This is a genomic window from Nocardia sp. NPDC004340 (assembly GCF_053602575.1).
Genome location: NZ_JBSGDW010000002.1, coordinates 18,852 through 33,864 on the forward strand (window position 1 = coordinate 18,852; position 15,013 = coordinate 33,864).

General features: G+C 69.1%; 13 protein-coding genes and 2 pseudogenes. 8 read left to right on the forward strand and 7 right to left on the reverse strand.

What is annotated here, in order from left to right; genetic code table 11:
- Positions 1-258: 258 nt before the first annotated feature.
- Positions 259-528: pseudogene (locus ACWEOI_RS07550) on the reverse strand (sigma-70 family RNA polymerase sigma factor); the annotation flags it as partial.
- Positions 529-922: 394 nt separating this feature from the next.
- Here ACWEOI_RS07550 and ACWEOI_RS07555 point away from each other — a divergent pair.
- Positions 923-1,180, forward strand: a complete 258-nt coding sequence (locus ACWEOI_RS07555; RefSeq protein ID WP_452359215.1) for a hypothetical protein — start codon at positions 923-925, stop codon at positions 1,178-1,180.
- Here the strand turns inward: ACWEOI_RS07555 and ACWEOI_RS07560 are convergent.
- Positions 1,165-2,160: a DUF3152 domain-containing protein gene (locus ACWEOI_RS07560; protein ID WP_433673456.1), complete on the reverse strand. Its 996-nt coding sequence runs from the start codon at positions 2,158-2,160 to the stop codon at positions 1,165-1,167. The genes ACWEOI_RS07555 and ACWEOI_RS07560 overlap by 16 nt on opposite strands.
- Before the next feature lie 389 nt (positions 2,161-2,549).
- Here ACWEOI_RS07560 and ACWEOI_RS07565 point away from each other — a divergent pair, with 389 nt between their 5' ends.
- Entirely contained in the window at positions 2,550-3,215 is a 666-nt protein-coding gene (locus tag ACWEOI_RS07565) for a TetR/AcrR family transcriptional regulator (protein WP_452359216.1), read from the forward strand.
- 96 nt (positions 3,216-3,311) lie between these two features.
- Here ACWEOI_RS07565 and ACWEOI_RS07570 read toward each other — a convergent pair whose 3' ends face one another.
- The 3 genes from ACWEOI_RS07570 to ACWEOI_RS07580 all read right to left on the reverse strand — a co-directional run bounded on the left by ACWEOI_RS07570 (position 3,312) and on the right by ACWEOI_RS07580 (position 5,405).
- Positions 3,312-3,539: a DUF3107 domain-containing protein gene (locus ACWEOI_RS07570; protein WP_213559758.1), complete on the reverse strand. Its 228-nt coding sequence runs from the start codon at positions 3,537-3,539 to the stop codon at positions 3,312-3,314.
- 96 nt (positions 3,540-3,635) lie between these two features.
- Positions 3,636-4,325 (reverse strand): ferritin-like fold-containing protein, encoded by a 690-nt coding sequence (locus ACWEOI_RS07575; RefSeq protein WP_452359217.1) that lies wholly within the window; start codon positions 4,323-4,325, stop codon positions 3,636-3,638.
- A 45-nt stretch (positions 4,326-4,370) separates the two neighbouring features.
- Positions 4,371-5,405 (reverse strand): alpha/beta fold hydrolase, encoded by a 1,035-nt coding sequence (locus ACWEOI_RS07580; protein ID WP_452359218.1) that lies wholly within the window; start codon positions 5,403-5,405, stop codon positions 4,371-4,373.
- A gap of 430 nt (positions 5,406-5,835) precedes the next feature.
- On the opposite strand from ACWEOI_RS07580, the pseudogene ACWEOI_RS07585 reads away from it, so the two are divergent.
- The 4 genes and pseudogenes from ACWEOI_RS07585 to ACWEOI_RS07600 form a co-directional block, all read left to right on the forward strand.
- A pseudogene (locus ACWEOI_RS07585) lies at positions 5,836-7,258 on the forward strand (DEAD/DEAH box helicase); the annotation flags it as partial.
- A gap of 1,304 nt (positions 7,259-8,562) precedes the next feature.
- Complete coding sequence (locus tag ACWEOI_RS07590; RefSeq protein ID WP_433667822.1) at positions 8,563-9,786, forward strand: Rv3212 family protein; 1,224 nt, start codon at positions 8,563-8,565, stop codon at positions 9,784-9,786.
- 163 nt (positions 9,787-9,949) lie between these two features.
- A complete protein-coding gene (locus tag ACWEOI_RS07595; RefSeq protein WP_433667824.1) occupies positions 9,950-10,567 on the forward strand; it encodes an acid phosphatase in 618 nt (205 codons plus the stop codon).
- Positions 10,564-11,043 carry a GNAT family N-acetyltransferase gene (locus ACWEOI_RS07600; protein ID WP_433667825.1) on the forward strand — a complete coding sequence of 160 codons (480 nt, stop codon included), beginning with the start codon at positions 10,564-10,566 and terminating at the stop codon, positions 11,041-11,043. Before ACWEOI_RS07595 ends, ACWEOI_RS07600 begins: the two co-directional genes overlap by 4 nt.
- A gap of 91 nt (positions 11,044-11,134) precedes the next feature.
- On the opposite strand, the gene ACWEOI_RS07605 is transcribed toward ACWEOI_RS07600, so the two are convergent.
- Positions 11,135-11,593: a hypothetical protein gene (locus ACWEOI_RS07605; protein ID WP_433667827.1), complete on the reverse strand. Its 459-nt coding sequence runs from the start codon at positions 11,591-11,593 to the stop codon at positions 11,135-11,137.
- Positions 11,594-11,791: 198 nt separating this feature from the next.
- Between ACWEOI_RS07605 and ACWEOI_RS07610 the strand changes: the two genes are divergently transcribed.
- Positions 11,792-12,730 (forward strand): diacylglycerol/lipid kinase family protein, encoded by a 939-nt coding sequence (locus tag ACWEOI_RS07610; protein ID WP_452359219.1) that lies wholly within the window; start codon positions 11,792-11,794, stop codon positions 12,728-12,730.
- A 255-nt stretch (positions 12,731-12,985) separates the two neighbouring features.
- Positions 12,986-13,240: a WhiB family transcriptional regulator gene (locus tag ACWEOI_RS07615; protein ID WP_033087439.1), complete on the forward strand. Its 255-nt coding sequence runs from the start codon at positions 12,986-12,988 to the stop codon at positions 13,238-13,240.
- A gap of 251 nt (positions 13,241-13,491) precedes the next feature.
- Here ACWEOI_RS07615 and ACWEOI_RS07620 read toward each other — a convergent pair whose 3' ends face one another.
- Positions 13,492-15,006, reverse strand: a complete 1,515-nt coding sequence (locus ACWEOI_RS07620; protein ID WP_433667831.1) for a histidine kinase N-terminal domain-containing protein — start codon at positions 15,004-15,006, stop codon at positions 13,492-13,494.
- Positions 15,007-15,013: the final 7 nt, after the last annotated feature.

The window sequence follows — 15,013 nt, forward strand, 5'->3', positions numbered from 1 at the left end:
CCGGAAACTCGCGGCCATTTCTGCAACACAGAGACCGGGGCCGTTCTTCCCCAAGCCTAGGCCCTGACGAACCGGGGTGATCAGAGGCCGGTCGGTAGCCCGAACGCCGGGAACAAGGCGGGCGCGTGGAACAGATCCATGCGGGCGACACCCGCGCGATCCAGCGTCAGCACATGCAGATTAGCCGCCTCGAAGCCACCGCCGGGCGTGCGCCGGCGATTCGGGCGCGGGCGGCAGACGACCCGGGCCCACCACGGGATTCGGCTCCACCAGATCCACCGGGAGTGCCCGCCGCCCGGCGTTCTTCAAGGCGGTCAGACACACGTTCGTGGCGATCCGGTACAGCCAGGTGCGCAGCGAAGCCCGTTGCGGGTCATACGAATCCGCCGATCGCCACGCCCGCACCAGCACCTCCTGCACCAGGTCCTCGGCGTCGTGCAGCGACCCCGACATCCGATAGCAGTAGGCGAGCAGTTCGGGCCGATGCGATTCGGCGACGGCGACCACGTCGTCGACGGTGGCGGTCATCTCCCCTCGCCGCCGCCCGATGCGGTCGCCGATCACCGACGCGGTGAGCAGCAGGACCGCGAAGGCGAGCGTGTAGGCGTTGAGCGTCCACCCCAGCGCTTCGAGCGAAGCGCCGAGCTGGACCCGGATCGTATTGAGCGCGGTGGTGACGACGAGCGCGTCGCCCTCACCTCGGTGGCGTCGCTCATGGTGGGGCTGCTCGGGCTGGTGCTGGGACTGGTGCGCGGCAATGTCAGCGGATGGACCAGTCCCGAGATCCTGGGCGCGCTGCTCGGCGGGGTGGCGCTGCTGGCCGGGGTCGGGGTCTCGGCCGCCATGCCCGCGGTGCAGAACGCGGCCATCAGCTCGGTCCGGGCCGGAAGCCATCGGCACCGCCTCGGGGGTGTACAACGCCATGCGGCAGCTCGGCGGAAGCTTCGGGATCGCGGTCACCTCAGCGGTTTTCACCGTCGGCGGCGGCTACGGGTCCGATGCGGCCGTGCAGCACGGGTTCCGGGCCGCGGTTCTCACCGCCGCGGCGAGTGCCGCTCTCGGGGTATTGGCCGGACTGGGAGTGGCGCGACACCGGCGTTCCGCCGCAATGGAATCCGCGCGACCCGCGACGACCGAGCTGCCCGGCGCCGCGCCCGAGGTCGCTCAGGCGCGGGGGTAGGGCCAGGGGTTGAAGCGGCAGGTCTTGCCGTCCATCGGCACCACGCCTTCGGGATCCAGCTTCGCGATGTCGTTGTTCCGGGTCCCGAAGGTCTGCTGCATCATGACCGGGGCCAGCCCGCCGTCGGTCTCGCACGGCTGATGCTCGTGGTAGCCGAGGGCATGGCCCACTTCGTGATTGATCTGGTACTGCCGATACGAGCCGACATCACCCTCGAAGGCCGGGGCCCCGCGCACCCACCGCACCTCCGAGAGCACGACGCGGCCCAGTTCGGTGTTGTAGCAGGAGGAGTCGACCGGGATCTCGAAACCGCACGACTTGCGGGTGGTGTCCCGCGAGGTCAGCGAGATGCGGAAGTCCGGGTTGCCGGCGTCGACGCGGCGCAGCGCGAAGCGCGGATCATGGGTCCAGGACTTGGGATTGGCGAGAGTGGCGTCGATCATCTGCGCCACCGCCGCGTCACCGCCCAGGGACGCGGTGTCCACCCCGTTCTCGATCTCGACGGAGTAGGTGAAGGCGTGCTGGGTGCCGGTGCCGACCTGCGCGGTGGTGCCCGGAATCACCCGCCAGGTGCCCGCGCCGGTGTCGGTGTAGGCCCCGCCGGGCGGGACCGCGCCGGTGGGCAGGTCGACGGCGTACTTGCCGTCGCCCTTGGGCGCGCCGCCGATGATGCGGCCCGGCTTGTCGGTGTACTCGCTCAAGCGTCCGAATCCGGGCAGCCCGGCATCGCTGTCACCGGTGTGGCGGAAGGCGTCGACGGCGACCACGACGGTGATCACCAGCAGCACCGGCAGCGCGTAGGCGCGCCAGCCGTAGGTGTTCACGAACCGGCCCAGCGGACTCTGCTTCTTGGTCTCGCGGTCGGGGCGCGGGCGATTGCGGGCGTCGGCGGGCGGGGAAGTCGGGTCCCAGCGGGCGCGCAGCGGCTGATGCGGCAGCGGGCGGTCCTCGGCGGGGAGATCCGGATCGGGTGGCGCGATGAGCCCAGAAGATACCGACGGGCCGGTCTCCGATGCGCCGTCGTCGTCGAACAAACCGAGCGGATCGTAGATCGGCCCGCTGGGTCTACCCCGTCGCTTGTTGCCGGCGGCCTTCTCGGTCACGCCTGACAGACTCTCACAGCCCGGCCGGTCGCCGAGAGCTGCCGTCCCAGCCCGTGATCATTGCTGCGAGATATCTCACGCTAATGCGGCAGACCTCACAAATCGGAACATGTGCTACACAGTTGTGATCGGCCTCGCATAATCAATGCGAGCATCACGCGACCAATATTCGGAACCTGGATCGGCAGCGGCCCCCTGAGCGCGTATCGTTCGTGGGATACCGGTGAACATCCTTCCCACCGGGAATCAACTGGGAGAAATAGGCAATGACTGACCTCGTGGACCGGATGACATCGCACCGTGTGTCGTCCGAGGCCATGGCGACGAGCAAGCGCGGCACCCGTCTGCCCCGCGAGGCGCGCCGCGCGCAGCTTCTCGCCGCAGCCAGCGAGGTCTTCGTGCAACGCGGCTATCACGCCGCCGGCATGGATGAGATCTCGCAGTGCGCCGGCGTCAGCAAACCGGTGCTCTACCAGCACTTCTCGAGCAAGCTCGAGCTGTACCTGGCGGTGCTGCAGAACTACGTCGACGTGCTGGTGTCGAGCGTGCGCCAGGCGCTGCGCTCCACCACCGACAACAAGCAGCGCGTGCGCGCCGCCGTCGCGGCGTACTTCGACTTCGTCGACCATGAAACCCAGGGCTTCCGCCTGGTTTTCGAATCGGATCTGACCAATGAGCCGCAGGTGCAGCGCCGGGTCGAGCAGGCCACCGAGGCCTGCGTGGACGCGGTGTTCGACCTGGTCGCCCACGACTCCGGTCTGGACCCCTACCGGGCCCGCGTCCTCGCGGTCGGCCTGGTCGGCGCCAGCCAGCTCAGCGCGCGGTACTGGCTCGAGGCGGACCGGCCGATCCTCAAGGACGACGCCGTCGACACCACGGTCGCGCTGTGCTGGGGCGGACTCAAGCACGTTCCGCTGCACCCGATCGATTGAGAGATAACAACTCTCGTTGAATCAAAAAGAATGGCCCGCCGACAAAGTCGGTGGGCCAATTCTTTTCGCGCGATCTACCGCGTCGCGCGCGGGAAACTAGACGGCGGCGAAGCCGACACGACCCGAGGACGGAGCGCCGATCTCGACATAGGCGACCTTCGCGGCCTGGATCAGGAACTTGCGGCCCTTCTCGTCGGTGAGCGCCACGACGCCGCCCTCACCCTGCAGCGCACCGCTGACGAGCGCCTCGACCTCGGCCGGGGTCTGCGAGCTGTTGATGACGAGCTCACGCGGGCTATCCGAAATGCCGATCTTGACCTCCACGGCCAACCTCCGAACCTAGAGTCGTAGTCCTGTCCCGATCACGCTAGCGCAGGCGCGACCGCCATCGGCCCCGACCGCCTGCGCTGATAGCGAAACTCAGCCCAGACCGAGCACGCGCATGCGCTCCGCGTGACTGTTCTGCATGTGCTCGAACAGCGTGGCGATGCCGTTCAGGTCGCCGGTCGCGATGAGCACCAACTCGGTGAGCTCATCGCGCTGCGCCATCACGTACTGCGCCTGGGTGATCGCCTCGCCCAGCAGCCGGCGGCCCCACAGCGCCAGCCGGTCGCGCTCGGAGCGGTTCTGCGCGACCGCGCCGCGCACCTCCTCGATCACGAACTCGGAGTGGTTGGTCTCGGCCAGCACATCGCGCACCACGTCGGCGACCTCGGGAGCCAGGGCGCCGGCGATCTCGGTGTAGAAGTCGGCGGCGATGCCGTCGCCGACGTAGAACTTGACCATCGACTCCAGCCAGGTGGAGGGGTCGGTGGAGGCGTGATAGGCGTCCAGGGCGCGCACGAACGGGGCCATGGCGTCGAAGACATCCGTGCCGCGGTCGGCGAGGGCGCTTTCCAGGGTCTGGAAATGCTCGGCCTCGTTACCCGCCATCTTGGCGACGGCCACCTTGCCGCGCAGCGTGGGCGACAGCTTGGCCTCTTCGGCGAGACGGTAGAAGGCGGAGATCTCGCCGTAGGCGAGGACGGCGAAAAGGTCGGTGACACCCGGGTGTTCGGCGGCGATGAGGTGGCCCGTGGGCTCCGGGGCGGTGGACGAGTTTGCTCCCATGGGTCACCACCCTAGCCCCAGAAATTGACGGGCACCGGTCACCGATCAGGCCAGGTCGCGCAGGAACTTGTCCAGATAGGTCCACGTGGTGTCACGGGCGATGAGGATGCCGAGGTGCGAGCCCGGGGCGGTCTCGTACCGCACATCCGGCGACCCGGTCAGGGTCTTCGTCCCGTGCTCCACGGCCGCGGCCGCGGTGATCGCGTCCTGCGGTCCGCCGACCAGCAGCACCGGCTGGGTGACCTCGGCCAGCGCGATCTCACGCTCGCCCAGCCGCAGCCCGCCCTTGCCGATGTCGTTGTTGAGGATGAAGCGACCCCACAGCTGGTTGTAGAACCGTCCCGGATAGCCGGGCAGCGAATTCTGGAACCGGTCGATGGTCTCCATCCGGGCCAGCGTCGCGGTGTCGGCGATATTGCTCGCGATGAACAGCGGGCGCTCGAGTTCCCGGTTCCAGGCGGTGGCCCGGTACGCGAACCGGGTGATCTGCGCCGAGACGCCGCCGAGGGCCCGGATCGCGGTGGTGGCGGTGCGGCCGCCGTCGAGGCGGGCCAGTGAGCGCAGTTCGCGCGCGCCGAACATGTGGTCGTAGCTCAGGGGCGCGCCCACCGCGGTGATCGAGCGGATCGGCAGGGTCTGGTCGGCCGCGGCGGTCAGCAGGGCCAGCACGCCGCCGATGGACCAGCCCACCAGGTCCACCGGGCGGCCGCCGCGATCGGCGGACACCTGGCGGATGGCCTCGGGCAGGATGTCGTCGATCCAGGTCTCGAAGCCCATGCGGCGGTCGTCGAAGGTGATGTCGCCGTAGTCGACGAGGTAAGGGGCGCGGCCGGAGTCGAGCAGGAACCGGGCCAGGCTCTGGTCGGGGCGCAGGTCGAAGCAGAAGGCGGGCGCGGCCAGCGGCGGCACCAGCAGCACGGCCGGATCGTCGGGGCCCGCGCCGTCGTAGCGGCGCAGTTCGCGGTGCGGCGCCTCGGACAGCACCGTCGAGGGGGTGGGATCGGGGGCCTCGATGCCGTCGCCGAACGTCAGGGCCCACGCGTTGCGCGCAGCGGTTGTCACGGTGTCTGCCAAGCTCACGGCACCACCATGACAGATAGTGGTACACGACGTATCACACATGTGAGCAACTCAACTGCCGATGACGCGGCCCGCTCCCGCTCCCGGACCGAATTATGGTGCGCCGCAATCATTAACGCTACTGCGAAACCCCGGATCGGACCCCTGTCCGATATCGATAAGCGCGCCTACCAGCGCAATAATGCCGCACATCGGCGGTGGCGGAAAACAGGGCGAAGGTTGTATCACGCTACAATCTCCGCGGACGGTGGAAATTCATACCCGCCAGTCCATGGAAAATGTGCGCGCACTCCGATCCGCAGCACTGCACCGCCGCGCCAGGTCGACGCCCATCCCCCCGGACAGGCATCCCAGCAGCGGCGAGAAACCGGATCTAGTGGTCGTCGCGGGCCGTCCGGGTCCGCCCCACGCCTCGTGCGCGCGAGACGCGATAACGAGGAAAGGCAAGAACCTGAGCAAGATCACCGTAGAGCAGGAACCGGGTGTGGCGGACACGCTGCTGACCGCGGAACTCGACGACACCCACCTCGCTCCCACTTTCGCCGAATTGGGCGTGCGCCCCGAAATCGTCCGGGCCCTCGCCGACATCGGTATCGAACGCACTTTCGCCATTCAGGAACTCACCCTGCCGCTCGCGCTGGCCGGTGAGGATCTCATCGGCCAGGCCCGCACCGGTATGGGTAAGACCTTCGGTTTCGGTGTGCCGCTGCTGAACCGGATCGCCACCGCAGGCTCCGGCACCAAGACTCTCGACGGCACCCCGCGCGCCCTGATCATCGTGCCGACCCGCGAACTCTGCATGCAGGTCACCGAAGATCTGGAGAACGCCAGCAAGTACCTGAAGGACGACCACGGCACCCCGGTGCGCGTGACCGCCATCTACGGCGGCCGCCCCTACGACACCCAGATCGCGGCGCTGCGCGCCGGCGTCGACGTGGTCGTCGGCACCCCGGGCCGTCTGCTGGATCTGGCCCAGCAGAACCACCTGATCCTGGGCAAGGTGGAGGTGCTCGTCCTCGACGAGGCCGACGAAATGCTGGACCTGGGCTTCCTGCCCGATATCGAGCGGATCCTGAACATGGTCCCCGAACAGCGGCAGACGCTGCTGTTCTCGGCCACCATGCCGGGCCCGATCATCACCCTGGCCCGCACCTTCCTGAGCCGGCCCACCCACATCCGCGCCGAGGAGCACCACGAATCCGCGGTGCACGACCGGATCACCCAGCTGATCTACCGGGCCCACGCGCTCGACAAGAGCGAGCTGGTCGCCCGCATCCTGCAGGCCGAGACCCGCGGCGCGACAATGATTTTCGCGCGCACCAAGCGGACCGCGCAGAAGGTCGCCGACGATCTGGCCGAGCGTGGCTTCGCGGTCGGCGCGGTCCACGGCGACCTCGGGCAGATCGCCCGCGAGAAGGCGCTGAAGAAGTTCCGCGAAGGCAAGATCGACGTGCTGGTCGCCACCGACGTGGCCGCCCGTGGCATCGACATCGACGACGTCACCCACGTCGTCAACTACCAGTGCCCCGAGGACGAGAAGACCTACGTGCACCGCATCGGCCGCACCGGCCGCGCGGGCAAGACCGGCGTCGCGGTCACCCTGGTCGACTGGGACGAGCTGAACCGCTGGGCCATGATCGACAAGGCCCTGGGCCTCGGCATCCCGGAACCCGCGGAGACCTACTCCCGCTCCCCGCACCTGTACGAGGAGCTCGGCATCCCGCAGGGCGTCACCGGCACCGTGCGCAAGGGCCCGGCCCCGCGCGACGAGGACGCCGTCGTCGTCGAACGCGAGCGCCGCGCGCCCCGCGAACGCAACCGCCGCCGCACCCGTGGCGGCCGCCCCGAGGGTGACGCCGCCCCGGCCGCCACCACCACTGAAACCGTTGCCGCCGAGACGGATTCGACCACCGGCGATCCGGAGAAGACCGGCCGCCGTCGTCGCCGTCGTCGCCGCGGCAAGGGTGGCGCGGAGACCAACGCGACCGTCCAGGCCACCACCTCGGTGGAGACCGAGGCCGCCGCCGAACCCGCGGGCGAGACCCCGGCCGAGGGTGGCCGCAACCGCCGCCGCAACCGCCGTGGCAGGCGCTCCGAGAACGGCACCGTGGAGGTCACGACCGAGAACGTGACGGGTGACGCCGCGTCCGGCGAGAGCCGCCCGGCCGAGGCCACCACCGCCGTCGCGGCGCAGGACCAGGCTCCCGCGGTTGCCGCGACGACCGATTCCGGTGCGGAAGCGACCGCGACGACCGCTCCGCGCAAGCGCACCCGTGCCGCCAAGGCGGCCGCGCCGGTGACCGAGACGGATTCGGCCGCCGAGGCCGTGGTGGTCGAGGCCGCGTCGCAGGATGCGGAAGCGCCGCGCAAGCGCACTCGCCGCAAGGCCACCGCCGAGGCCGGTTCGGCGATTGTCGCCGACAGCGCCGTGGCGGACCCGAAGCCCGAGGCCGCCGTGGTCGCGGAGACCGCGCCGGAGGCGGCGGCACCGCGTAAGCGGGCCGGCCGAACCAAGGCGACCGCCGAATCCGCTACCAGCGCAAACGGTTCCGCCGCAACGGTGACCGCCGAGAGCGATGCGGATGTCGCGATGGCCGCGCCGAAGAAGCGGGCGAGCCGCGCCAAGGCCGCCGTCGAGGCAGTGACCGAGGAGTCGGGTGCGGTCGCCGAGGCGGCGCCGCGCAAGCGCACTCGCAAGGCCGCGGCCGAGACCGTCGCCGAGGCTCCGGCCGCGGAGACCGTCGAGGCGCCGAAGAAGGCTCCGGCCAAGCGGACTCGCAAGGTCGCCGCCGCCGCTGCCGACACCCAGGCCGAACCCGCCGACAGCAAGACGGAGCCGGCCACCAACGGCAAGGCGAAGTCCGCCACCGCGAAGGCCGCGCCCGCCAAGGCCAAGGCCGGGGCGAAGAAGGCGACCGCTGAGGTCGTGGCCGAGGCGGAGGCGCCGAAGAAGCGGGTTCGCAAGGCCGTGAAGGCGGCGGCGAAGTCCGAGGTCGAGGCCGTCGAGTCGGGTACCGCGGCAAGCGGTTCCGAAGCGGCCCCGGTGAAGCGGACACGTCGCAAGAAGACCGAGGACGGGGCGGAGGGCGCCGTCACGGTGGCCGACACCGCGGTCGCGGCCTCGGCCTAGTCCACCGGATCGGCTACTCTCGCTGTCGTGCTCGCACCCGAGCGGCGGACGCGCGCCGATATTCTCACCGCTGTCGCGATCGCCGCTCTGGTGGCGATCGCGACAGTGGTCGTGGTGCTGACCAGCGGTGTTCGCGGTACCCACGCCAGTACCGCCACCCGCACCCTGCCCGCGCCGATCTCCACCGATCCGGTGCCCCAGCAGGTCGCGGAGCTGTGGCACGCCCCCGACGGGGCGACCCAGCGGTCGCTGGTGGTGGGCGGCGTGGCCGTCACCGCCGACGGCGGCACGGTGTCGGGGCGCGATCCCCGCACCGGCGAGCAGGTGTGGACCTATGAGCGGGATCTGCCGCTGTGCGCGGTGGAGGTCCAGTTCGGCACGGTCATCGCCACCTACCAGGATCAGCGCGGGTGCAGTCAGACCACTCTGCTCAACGCCGAGAACGGATCTCGGGTGGCGGCCCGGTCCAGCTACATGGACGACAAGATCACGCTGGCCCCCGACAGCACCTACATGCTGGCGCAGGGTCCGCGGCGGCTGGAACTGTGGCGTTCGGACATGGTCCGCACCCTCGAGTACGGCTATGTCGACGCCCCGGTGAATCCGCACACCCAGCCGCGCAGCGGCTGCACCCTGCTGTCGGCGGCTTCGGCTCCCAGCCGGGTGGCGGTGCTGGAACGCTGCCCGAACGAGGCGGCCGCGCGGCTGACCATCCTCAATCCCGCGCCCAAGGACGGCACCACGCCGGAGGAGTACAGCTCGCACGTGCTCACCGAGCCGGGCGGCGCGGTCGACGGGGCGAAGGTGATCGCGGTGTCCGACACCAGGATCGCGCTCTACCTACCCGGAACCCCGTCCACCACACCGGTTCTCGCGCTCTACGACGTGAACGGCAATCTGGTCGCCACGCACCAGATGCCGGCGTTCTCCGACACCGCCATGGTGGCGCGGCTGTCGTCGGGCTACTTCGTCTTCACCGGTGAGGCGCTGGTCGCGCTGAACCTCGCCACCCTGGACCCGCTGTGGGGCACCCACAATGTGCTCGGCACCGCCGCGATGATGTCCGGCCAGCTGATCGCCCCGATCCCGGACGGACTGGCCATCCTGGATCCCGCCACCGGCGCACAGACTTCACGAATCCCACTGCAGCGCAGCGACTATCACAAGGAACCCATCTCGCTCGGAGTGTCCGGAACCGTGTTCCTGGAACGCCGGGGCACGCAGGTGTACGCAGTCGGCGCCCGCTCCTGAGCGGTCGTATGCCACCGCGACAGCGGATTTCGCAACGGCCGGGGTAACTCCCCGGGGACGCCCAGGGTCGGATCGGCTCCCAACCGCCGGCACGGGTGCGCAATTCCGACGGCAATCTGTCGCCCGCCGAGTATTCGGGGAGGCGGTGGAGCATGATCGATTCATGAGCGGTGGCGAATTTCGGCTGGTGTTGCTTCGACACGGGGAGACTGCCTGGTCGGCCGCGCGGCGCCACACCGGGCGCACCGACATACCGCTCACAGAACTCGGGGAGGCCCAGGCTCGGGCGGCCGGAAAACTGCTGTACGACCTGGACCTGTCGAATCCCCTGGTGCTCAGCAGTCCCAGGCAGCGGGCGCTGCGGACCGCCGAACTGGCCGGGCTGAGCGGGGTCATCGTCGACGACGACCTGGTGGAGTGGGATTACGGCGAATACGAGGGCCTGACCACGCCGGAGATCCAGCGGATGTCGCCCGGCTGGACCATCTGGACCGGGGAGGTCCCCGAGGGCGAGACCGCCGACCACGTCCGTAAACGCGCCGACCATGTGCTGGCCACGGTCATCCCCGAACTCGCCACCCGCGACGTGGTGCTGGTCGGGCACGGTCACTTCTCGCGCGCGCTGATCGCCCGCTGGGCCGAGTTCGAGGTGGCCGAGGGCCGCCGGTTCTACCTGTCGACCGCCGCGGTTACGGTGCTGGGACACGACCATCGTGCGCGAACCGTGCTCGCGCACAATCTGGTCGCGCCGCTGGAACCGATGGAAGGAAACCCCGAATGATCCGCCGCGCCACACCCGACGACGTTCCCGCGCTGGTGGGTCTGGTCCACGATCTGGCCGAGTACGAGAAGGCCCCCGAGGAGTGCACGCTCACCGAGGAGCAGCTCCGGACCGCGCTGTTCGGGCCCACGCCCGCGCTGTACGCGCATGTCGCCGAGAGCGATCACGGCGTGGTGGGCTGCGCCATCTGGTTCCTGAACTACTCCACCTGGAAGGGCGTGCACGGGATCTACCTGGAGGATCTCTACGTCAAGCCGGAGGCGCGCGGGCGCGGGCTGGGCAAGAGCCTGCTGGCGACGCTGGCCCGGGAGGCCGTGGAGCAGGGGTACGCGCGGGTGGACTGGTCGGTCCTCACCTGGAACACCCCGAGTATCGACTTCTACCGGTCCATCGGGGCCGAGCATCAGCACGAGTGGACCGGCTATCGGCTCTCCGGTTCTCCCCTGGCGCGCCTGGCGTCGCACGCCGACGACTGAGGGCCGAGAGGCCCGGGAAGCGCTCGCTCACCCAGGAGGTGGGCGAGCGTCCAAAAATCGGCTCAGCGGCCGCCGAGCCGGGCGCGCGGCGCTACTCCGAGCCCGAGCCGTACCCCTCGGCCATCCACTTGACCGAGGCGGGCGCGAACAGCGCGCCCAGAGTTCCCAGCGCCAGCAACCCCAGCGGCGTCCCGAATTCGGGCCGCCCCGAGGTGAACATGTAATACGCGACACCGAGCAGCAACAGCTGGGTCAACGTCGCCAGCGCCCGCCCCCAGCGCTTGCCGCGCATGAGCGTGAGCCCCGCCGCCAGCACCGCGCCGCCGAGGATCGCCGCGTACCCGGCGGTGAGATAGCTGTTCTTCGCGCTCTGCGCCTCGCCGTTCAGGCCGACGATGATCAGGATGACCATCGCCACCAGCCCGGCCGCGCCCTCGAGCGCGACCAGCGCCCCCGCGACCCGCACGGTCGTGGGCACGCCCCCGGCCTGCGCGGCCCCGGCCCCGGTGTCGCCCGCCGACTTGCTCTCGCCCTGGTTCTGCTCAGCCACGCCCACAGCCTACGACCGAGCGTCGTTGGCGAATGCACCCGCACGGCGTTTGACCAGTTGAGAACTGGCACTGGAAGGTTCGCGGCCGTCTCGTTCTGGACTGACGGAGCGGGGCAGCGAAGCGGAGGAGCGGAGGAGGGAAGAACGAGACTTCGGGGCCGCGAACCAGCCGGAGCGAAGCGGAGGCAGAATGGCACCGTGCGGACGCTGCTGATCGTGAACCCGAATGCCACTTCGACCACTCGGTCCACTCGCGATCTGCTCGCCCACGCACTGGAAAGCCGCACCGAACTCACCGTCCGCCAGACCGAGCGCCGGGGGCACGCCGCCGAATTGGCGAGCTGGGCCGCCGACAATCGGATGGATCTGATCGTCGTGCACGGTGGCGACGGCACCGTGAACGAGACGATCAACGGTTTCCTCCCGCTGCCCGGGCAGCCGCAGCGCGAATGGCTGCCGCGGCTGGGCATCATTCCGGGCGGTTCGGCGAACGTGTTCGCGCGCTCGCTCGGCATCGAGCCGGATCCGGTGACCGCGACCAATCAGCTCATCGATCTGGTGGCCGACAGCGCGGATCGCCGCATCGGCCTGGGCGTGGCCGACGATCGCTGGTTCTGCTTCAGCGCGGGAGTGGGCCTGGACGCGGACGTGTGCGAGGCCATCGACGAGAAGCGCGCGAAGGGCAAGGCCGCCACGCCCGCTCGTTATCTGCGCACCACGGTCAAGCAGTTCTTCCGCGCCAAACGCCGTGCCCCGCAAGTGACCTTGGACATTCCAGGTCACGAACCGGTCACGGATGTGCATTACGCATTCGTGACCAACGCCAGTCCCTGGACGTATCTCGACAACACGCCCGTGGTCACCAACCCGGGGACCAGATTCGAATCCGGTCTCGGGGTGTTTGCCATGCGCACCATGGGTGTTCTGCCCACCTTGATGGTCGCGAGACAGTTGCTGGCGGCCCAGGGGGATCCCCAGGGCCCCACATTGTTTCGCGAGGACGACGTTCCGGGCGTAACCGTCACGGCGGAAGAACCGATCGGGTTGCAAATCGACGGCGACTTCATCGGTCGCCGCAACATGGTGAATTTCACAGCAGTCCCGGATATCCTCGATGTGGTCGCGCCGAAGCCCTAGCCGGCTCGACACACCTGAGAAAACTCGTTGTTGCGCTGCGAAAACCCGCTCGACCGAGTACAAATGACACGGCGGACCCCCATGTAGGGGTCTTACAGCGTGAGCTTCCCCACGGTGCACCAGGTATCTATTGACATCTACGGTGTTCGTGAAAGCATTCACAAGCAACCGTGCGGAAACATTCGAGTCGCACAAGTGAACGGACCACAAACCCGAGGGGCAGCGCCATGCGCGCCCTAGCAAAGGAGCAGAGGAATGGACTGGCGCCACAAGGCCATCTGTCGCGACGAGGACCCCGAGCTGTTCTTCCCGGTGGGTAACAGTGGTCCGGCGCTCGCGCAGATTGCCGATGCCAAGCTGGTCTGCGCTCGCTGCCCTGTCACCGCTGACTGCCTTTCCTGGGCCCTGAAGTCGGGCCAGGATGCCGGCGTGTGGGGTGGAATGAGCGAGGACGAGCGTCGCGCGCTGAAGCGTCGCAACGCGCGCACGCGCACCCGCAGCGTCGTCTAACCACCTAGACGACAAGGCGTTACGGCCCAACCCAGCCTCGGGGCCGCAGCGCAATTCGGCCCGGCACCAACACAGGTGCCGGGCTTCAGTGTGTAAATGGCCGACTCGCGGCTCCCGCAGGGGCTTCGCCCCCGAACCCCGACGAGAAGAATTCCCCGGGCAATTCCCGTTCAACGGGATTCGCGCCTCGAACGAAAGTTCGGGCGCGGCTTTTCAGCTCACGCCCGAACTTATGCGTCGAAGTTGATATTTCAGCGCGCGGAGCGCCGGCCGAGCGGAACTCGCAGCACCGCGTCGGTTCCGACATCGGCTCCGGGGTGAAGTCCGATCGAGCCGCCCAATTCCGCCGTGACCAGTGTGCGGACGATTTGCAGGCCCAACCGGTCGGAGGCCTCCAGGCTGAATCCGTCGGGCAGGCCGCGGCCGTCGTCGCTGATGATGACGTCGAGCCAGCGCGCCGAACGCTCGGAACGGATTGTGACCGTACCGTTCTCACCCGCGTCGAAGGCGTGCTCGATGGCGTTCTGCACCAGCTCGGTCAGCACCATGACCAGCGGGGTGGCGCGTTCGGCGGAGAAGACGCCCAGGGATCCGGCGCGGCGGACCTTGATGCGGGCGGTGTGCACGGTCGCCACGTCGGCCATGATCGGCAGCAGGCGGTCCACCACCTCGTCCAGATCGACCTCTTCGTCAACCGACATCGACAACATTTCGTGCACGGACGCGATGGAGGTGACCCGGCGGACCGATTCGGTCAGCGCCAGGCGGGCCTCCTCGTTCTCGGTGCGGCGGGCCTGCAGGCGCAGCAGCGCGGCCACCGTCTGCAGGTTGTTCTTCACCCGGTGGTGGATCTCGCGGATGGTGGCGTCCTTGGACAACAGCGCACGGTCGCGGCGCTTCACCTCGGTCACGTCGCGAACCAGCACGGCGGCGCCGCCGAGCTCACCGTGCGGGCGCAGCACCAAGGTGCGCAGCAGCACGGTGGCGCCGCGCGCCTCGACTTCCATTCGGCGCCCGCCCTTTCCGGCCAGGGCCGCCTGGATGTCGCCGACCACCTCCTGCGCGTCGAACGGGTCGGTGATGAGCGAGCGCGTGGTCAGCGCCAGGTCCTGGCCGACCAGATCGTTCTGCAGACCCATGCGGTGATACGCCGACAGCGCGTTGGGGCTGGCGTAGACGACGGTGCCCTCGGTGTCGAGCCGGATGAAACCGTCGCCCGCGCGCGGGCTGGAATGCGAGCCGGTGCGGTCCTCGAGCGCCGGCCAGGTGCCGTCGGCGACCATCTGGCACAGGTCGTCGGCGCAGGACATGTAGGCGATCTCGAGACTGGACCGCATCTTGCGGCGCTGGGTGTCCGTATCGCGGCCGAGGACGGCGATGATGTCGTCGCCGACCCGCACCGGAATGGCCTCGCGCATGGCGTGCACGGGATGCGGGTGATAGACCCCGGTCAGGGCGGTGTCGGCCTCGAAGCGCTGGATTTCGCAGTTCAGCAGGGCCTCGAACACGTGCGGATTGGCCTCTTTGGTGGCGTATCCGCCGACCAGGTCCTCCGGGTGCACGGTGGGGGCGGTGGTGGGGCGGCACTGCGCCACGCAGACCACCTCCGCGCCCTCGGTCACCGGTCCGGTGCCCACCCACAACAGCAGATCCGCGAAGGACAGATCCGCCAGCAGCTGCCAATCCCCCACCACCCGCTGCAAATGGTCGACCGCCGCGCCCGGTAGATCGGTGTGCTCGGCCAGTAGCTCACTCAGGGTCGACATTCACCCA

Bases quoted from the DNA above. Each gene is read 5' to 3' on its own strand.
- ACWEOI_RS07555 (WP_452359215.1), top strand. From the start codon at position 923: ATGCGGCAGCTCGGCGGAAGCTTCGGGATCGCGGTCACCTCAGCGGTT.
- ACWEOI_RS07565 (WP_452359216.1), top strand. From the start codon at position 2,550: ATGACTGACCTCGTGGACCGGATGACATCGCACCGTGTGTCGTCCGAG.
- ACWEOI_RS07575 (WP_452359217.1), bottom strand. From the start codon at position 4,325: ATGGGAGCAAACTCGTCCACCGCCCCGGAGCCCACGGGCCACCTCATC.
- ACWEOI_RS07595 (WP_433667824.1), top strand. From the start codon at position 9,950: ATGAGCGGTGGCGAATTTCGGCTGGTGTTGCTTCGACACGGGGAGACT.
- ACWEOI_RS07600 (WP_433667825.1), top strand. From the start codon at position 10,564: ATGATCCGCCGCGCCACACCCGACGACGTTCCCGCGCTGGTGGGTCTG.
- ACWEOI_RS07615 (WP_033087439.1), top strand. From the start codon at position 12,986: ATGGACTGGCGCCACAAGGCCATCTGTCGCGACGAGGACCCCGAGCTG.
- ACWEOI_RS07620 (WP_433667831.1), bottom strand. From the start codon at position 15,006: ATGTCGACCCTGAGTGAGCTACTGGCCGAGCACACCGATCTACCGGGC.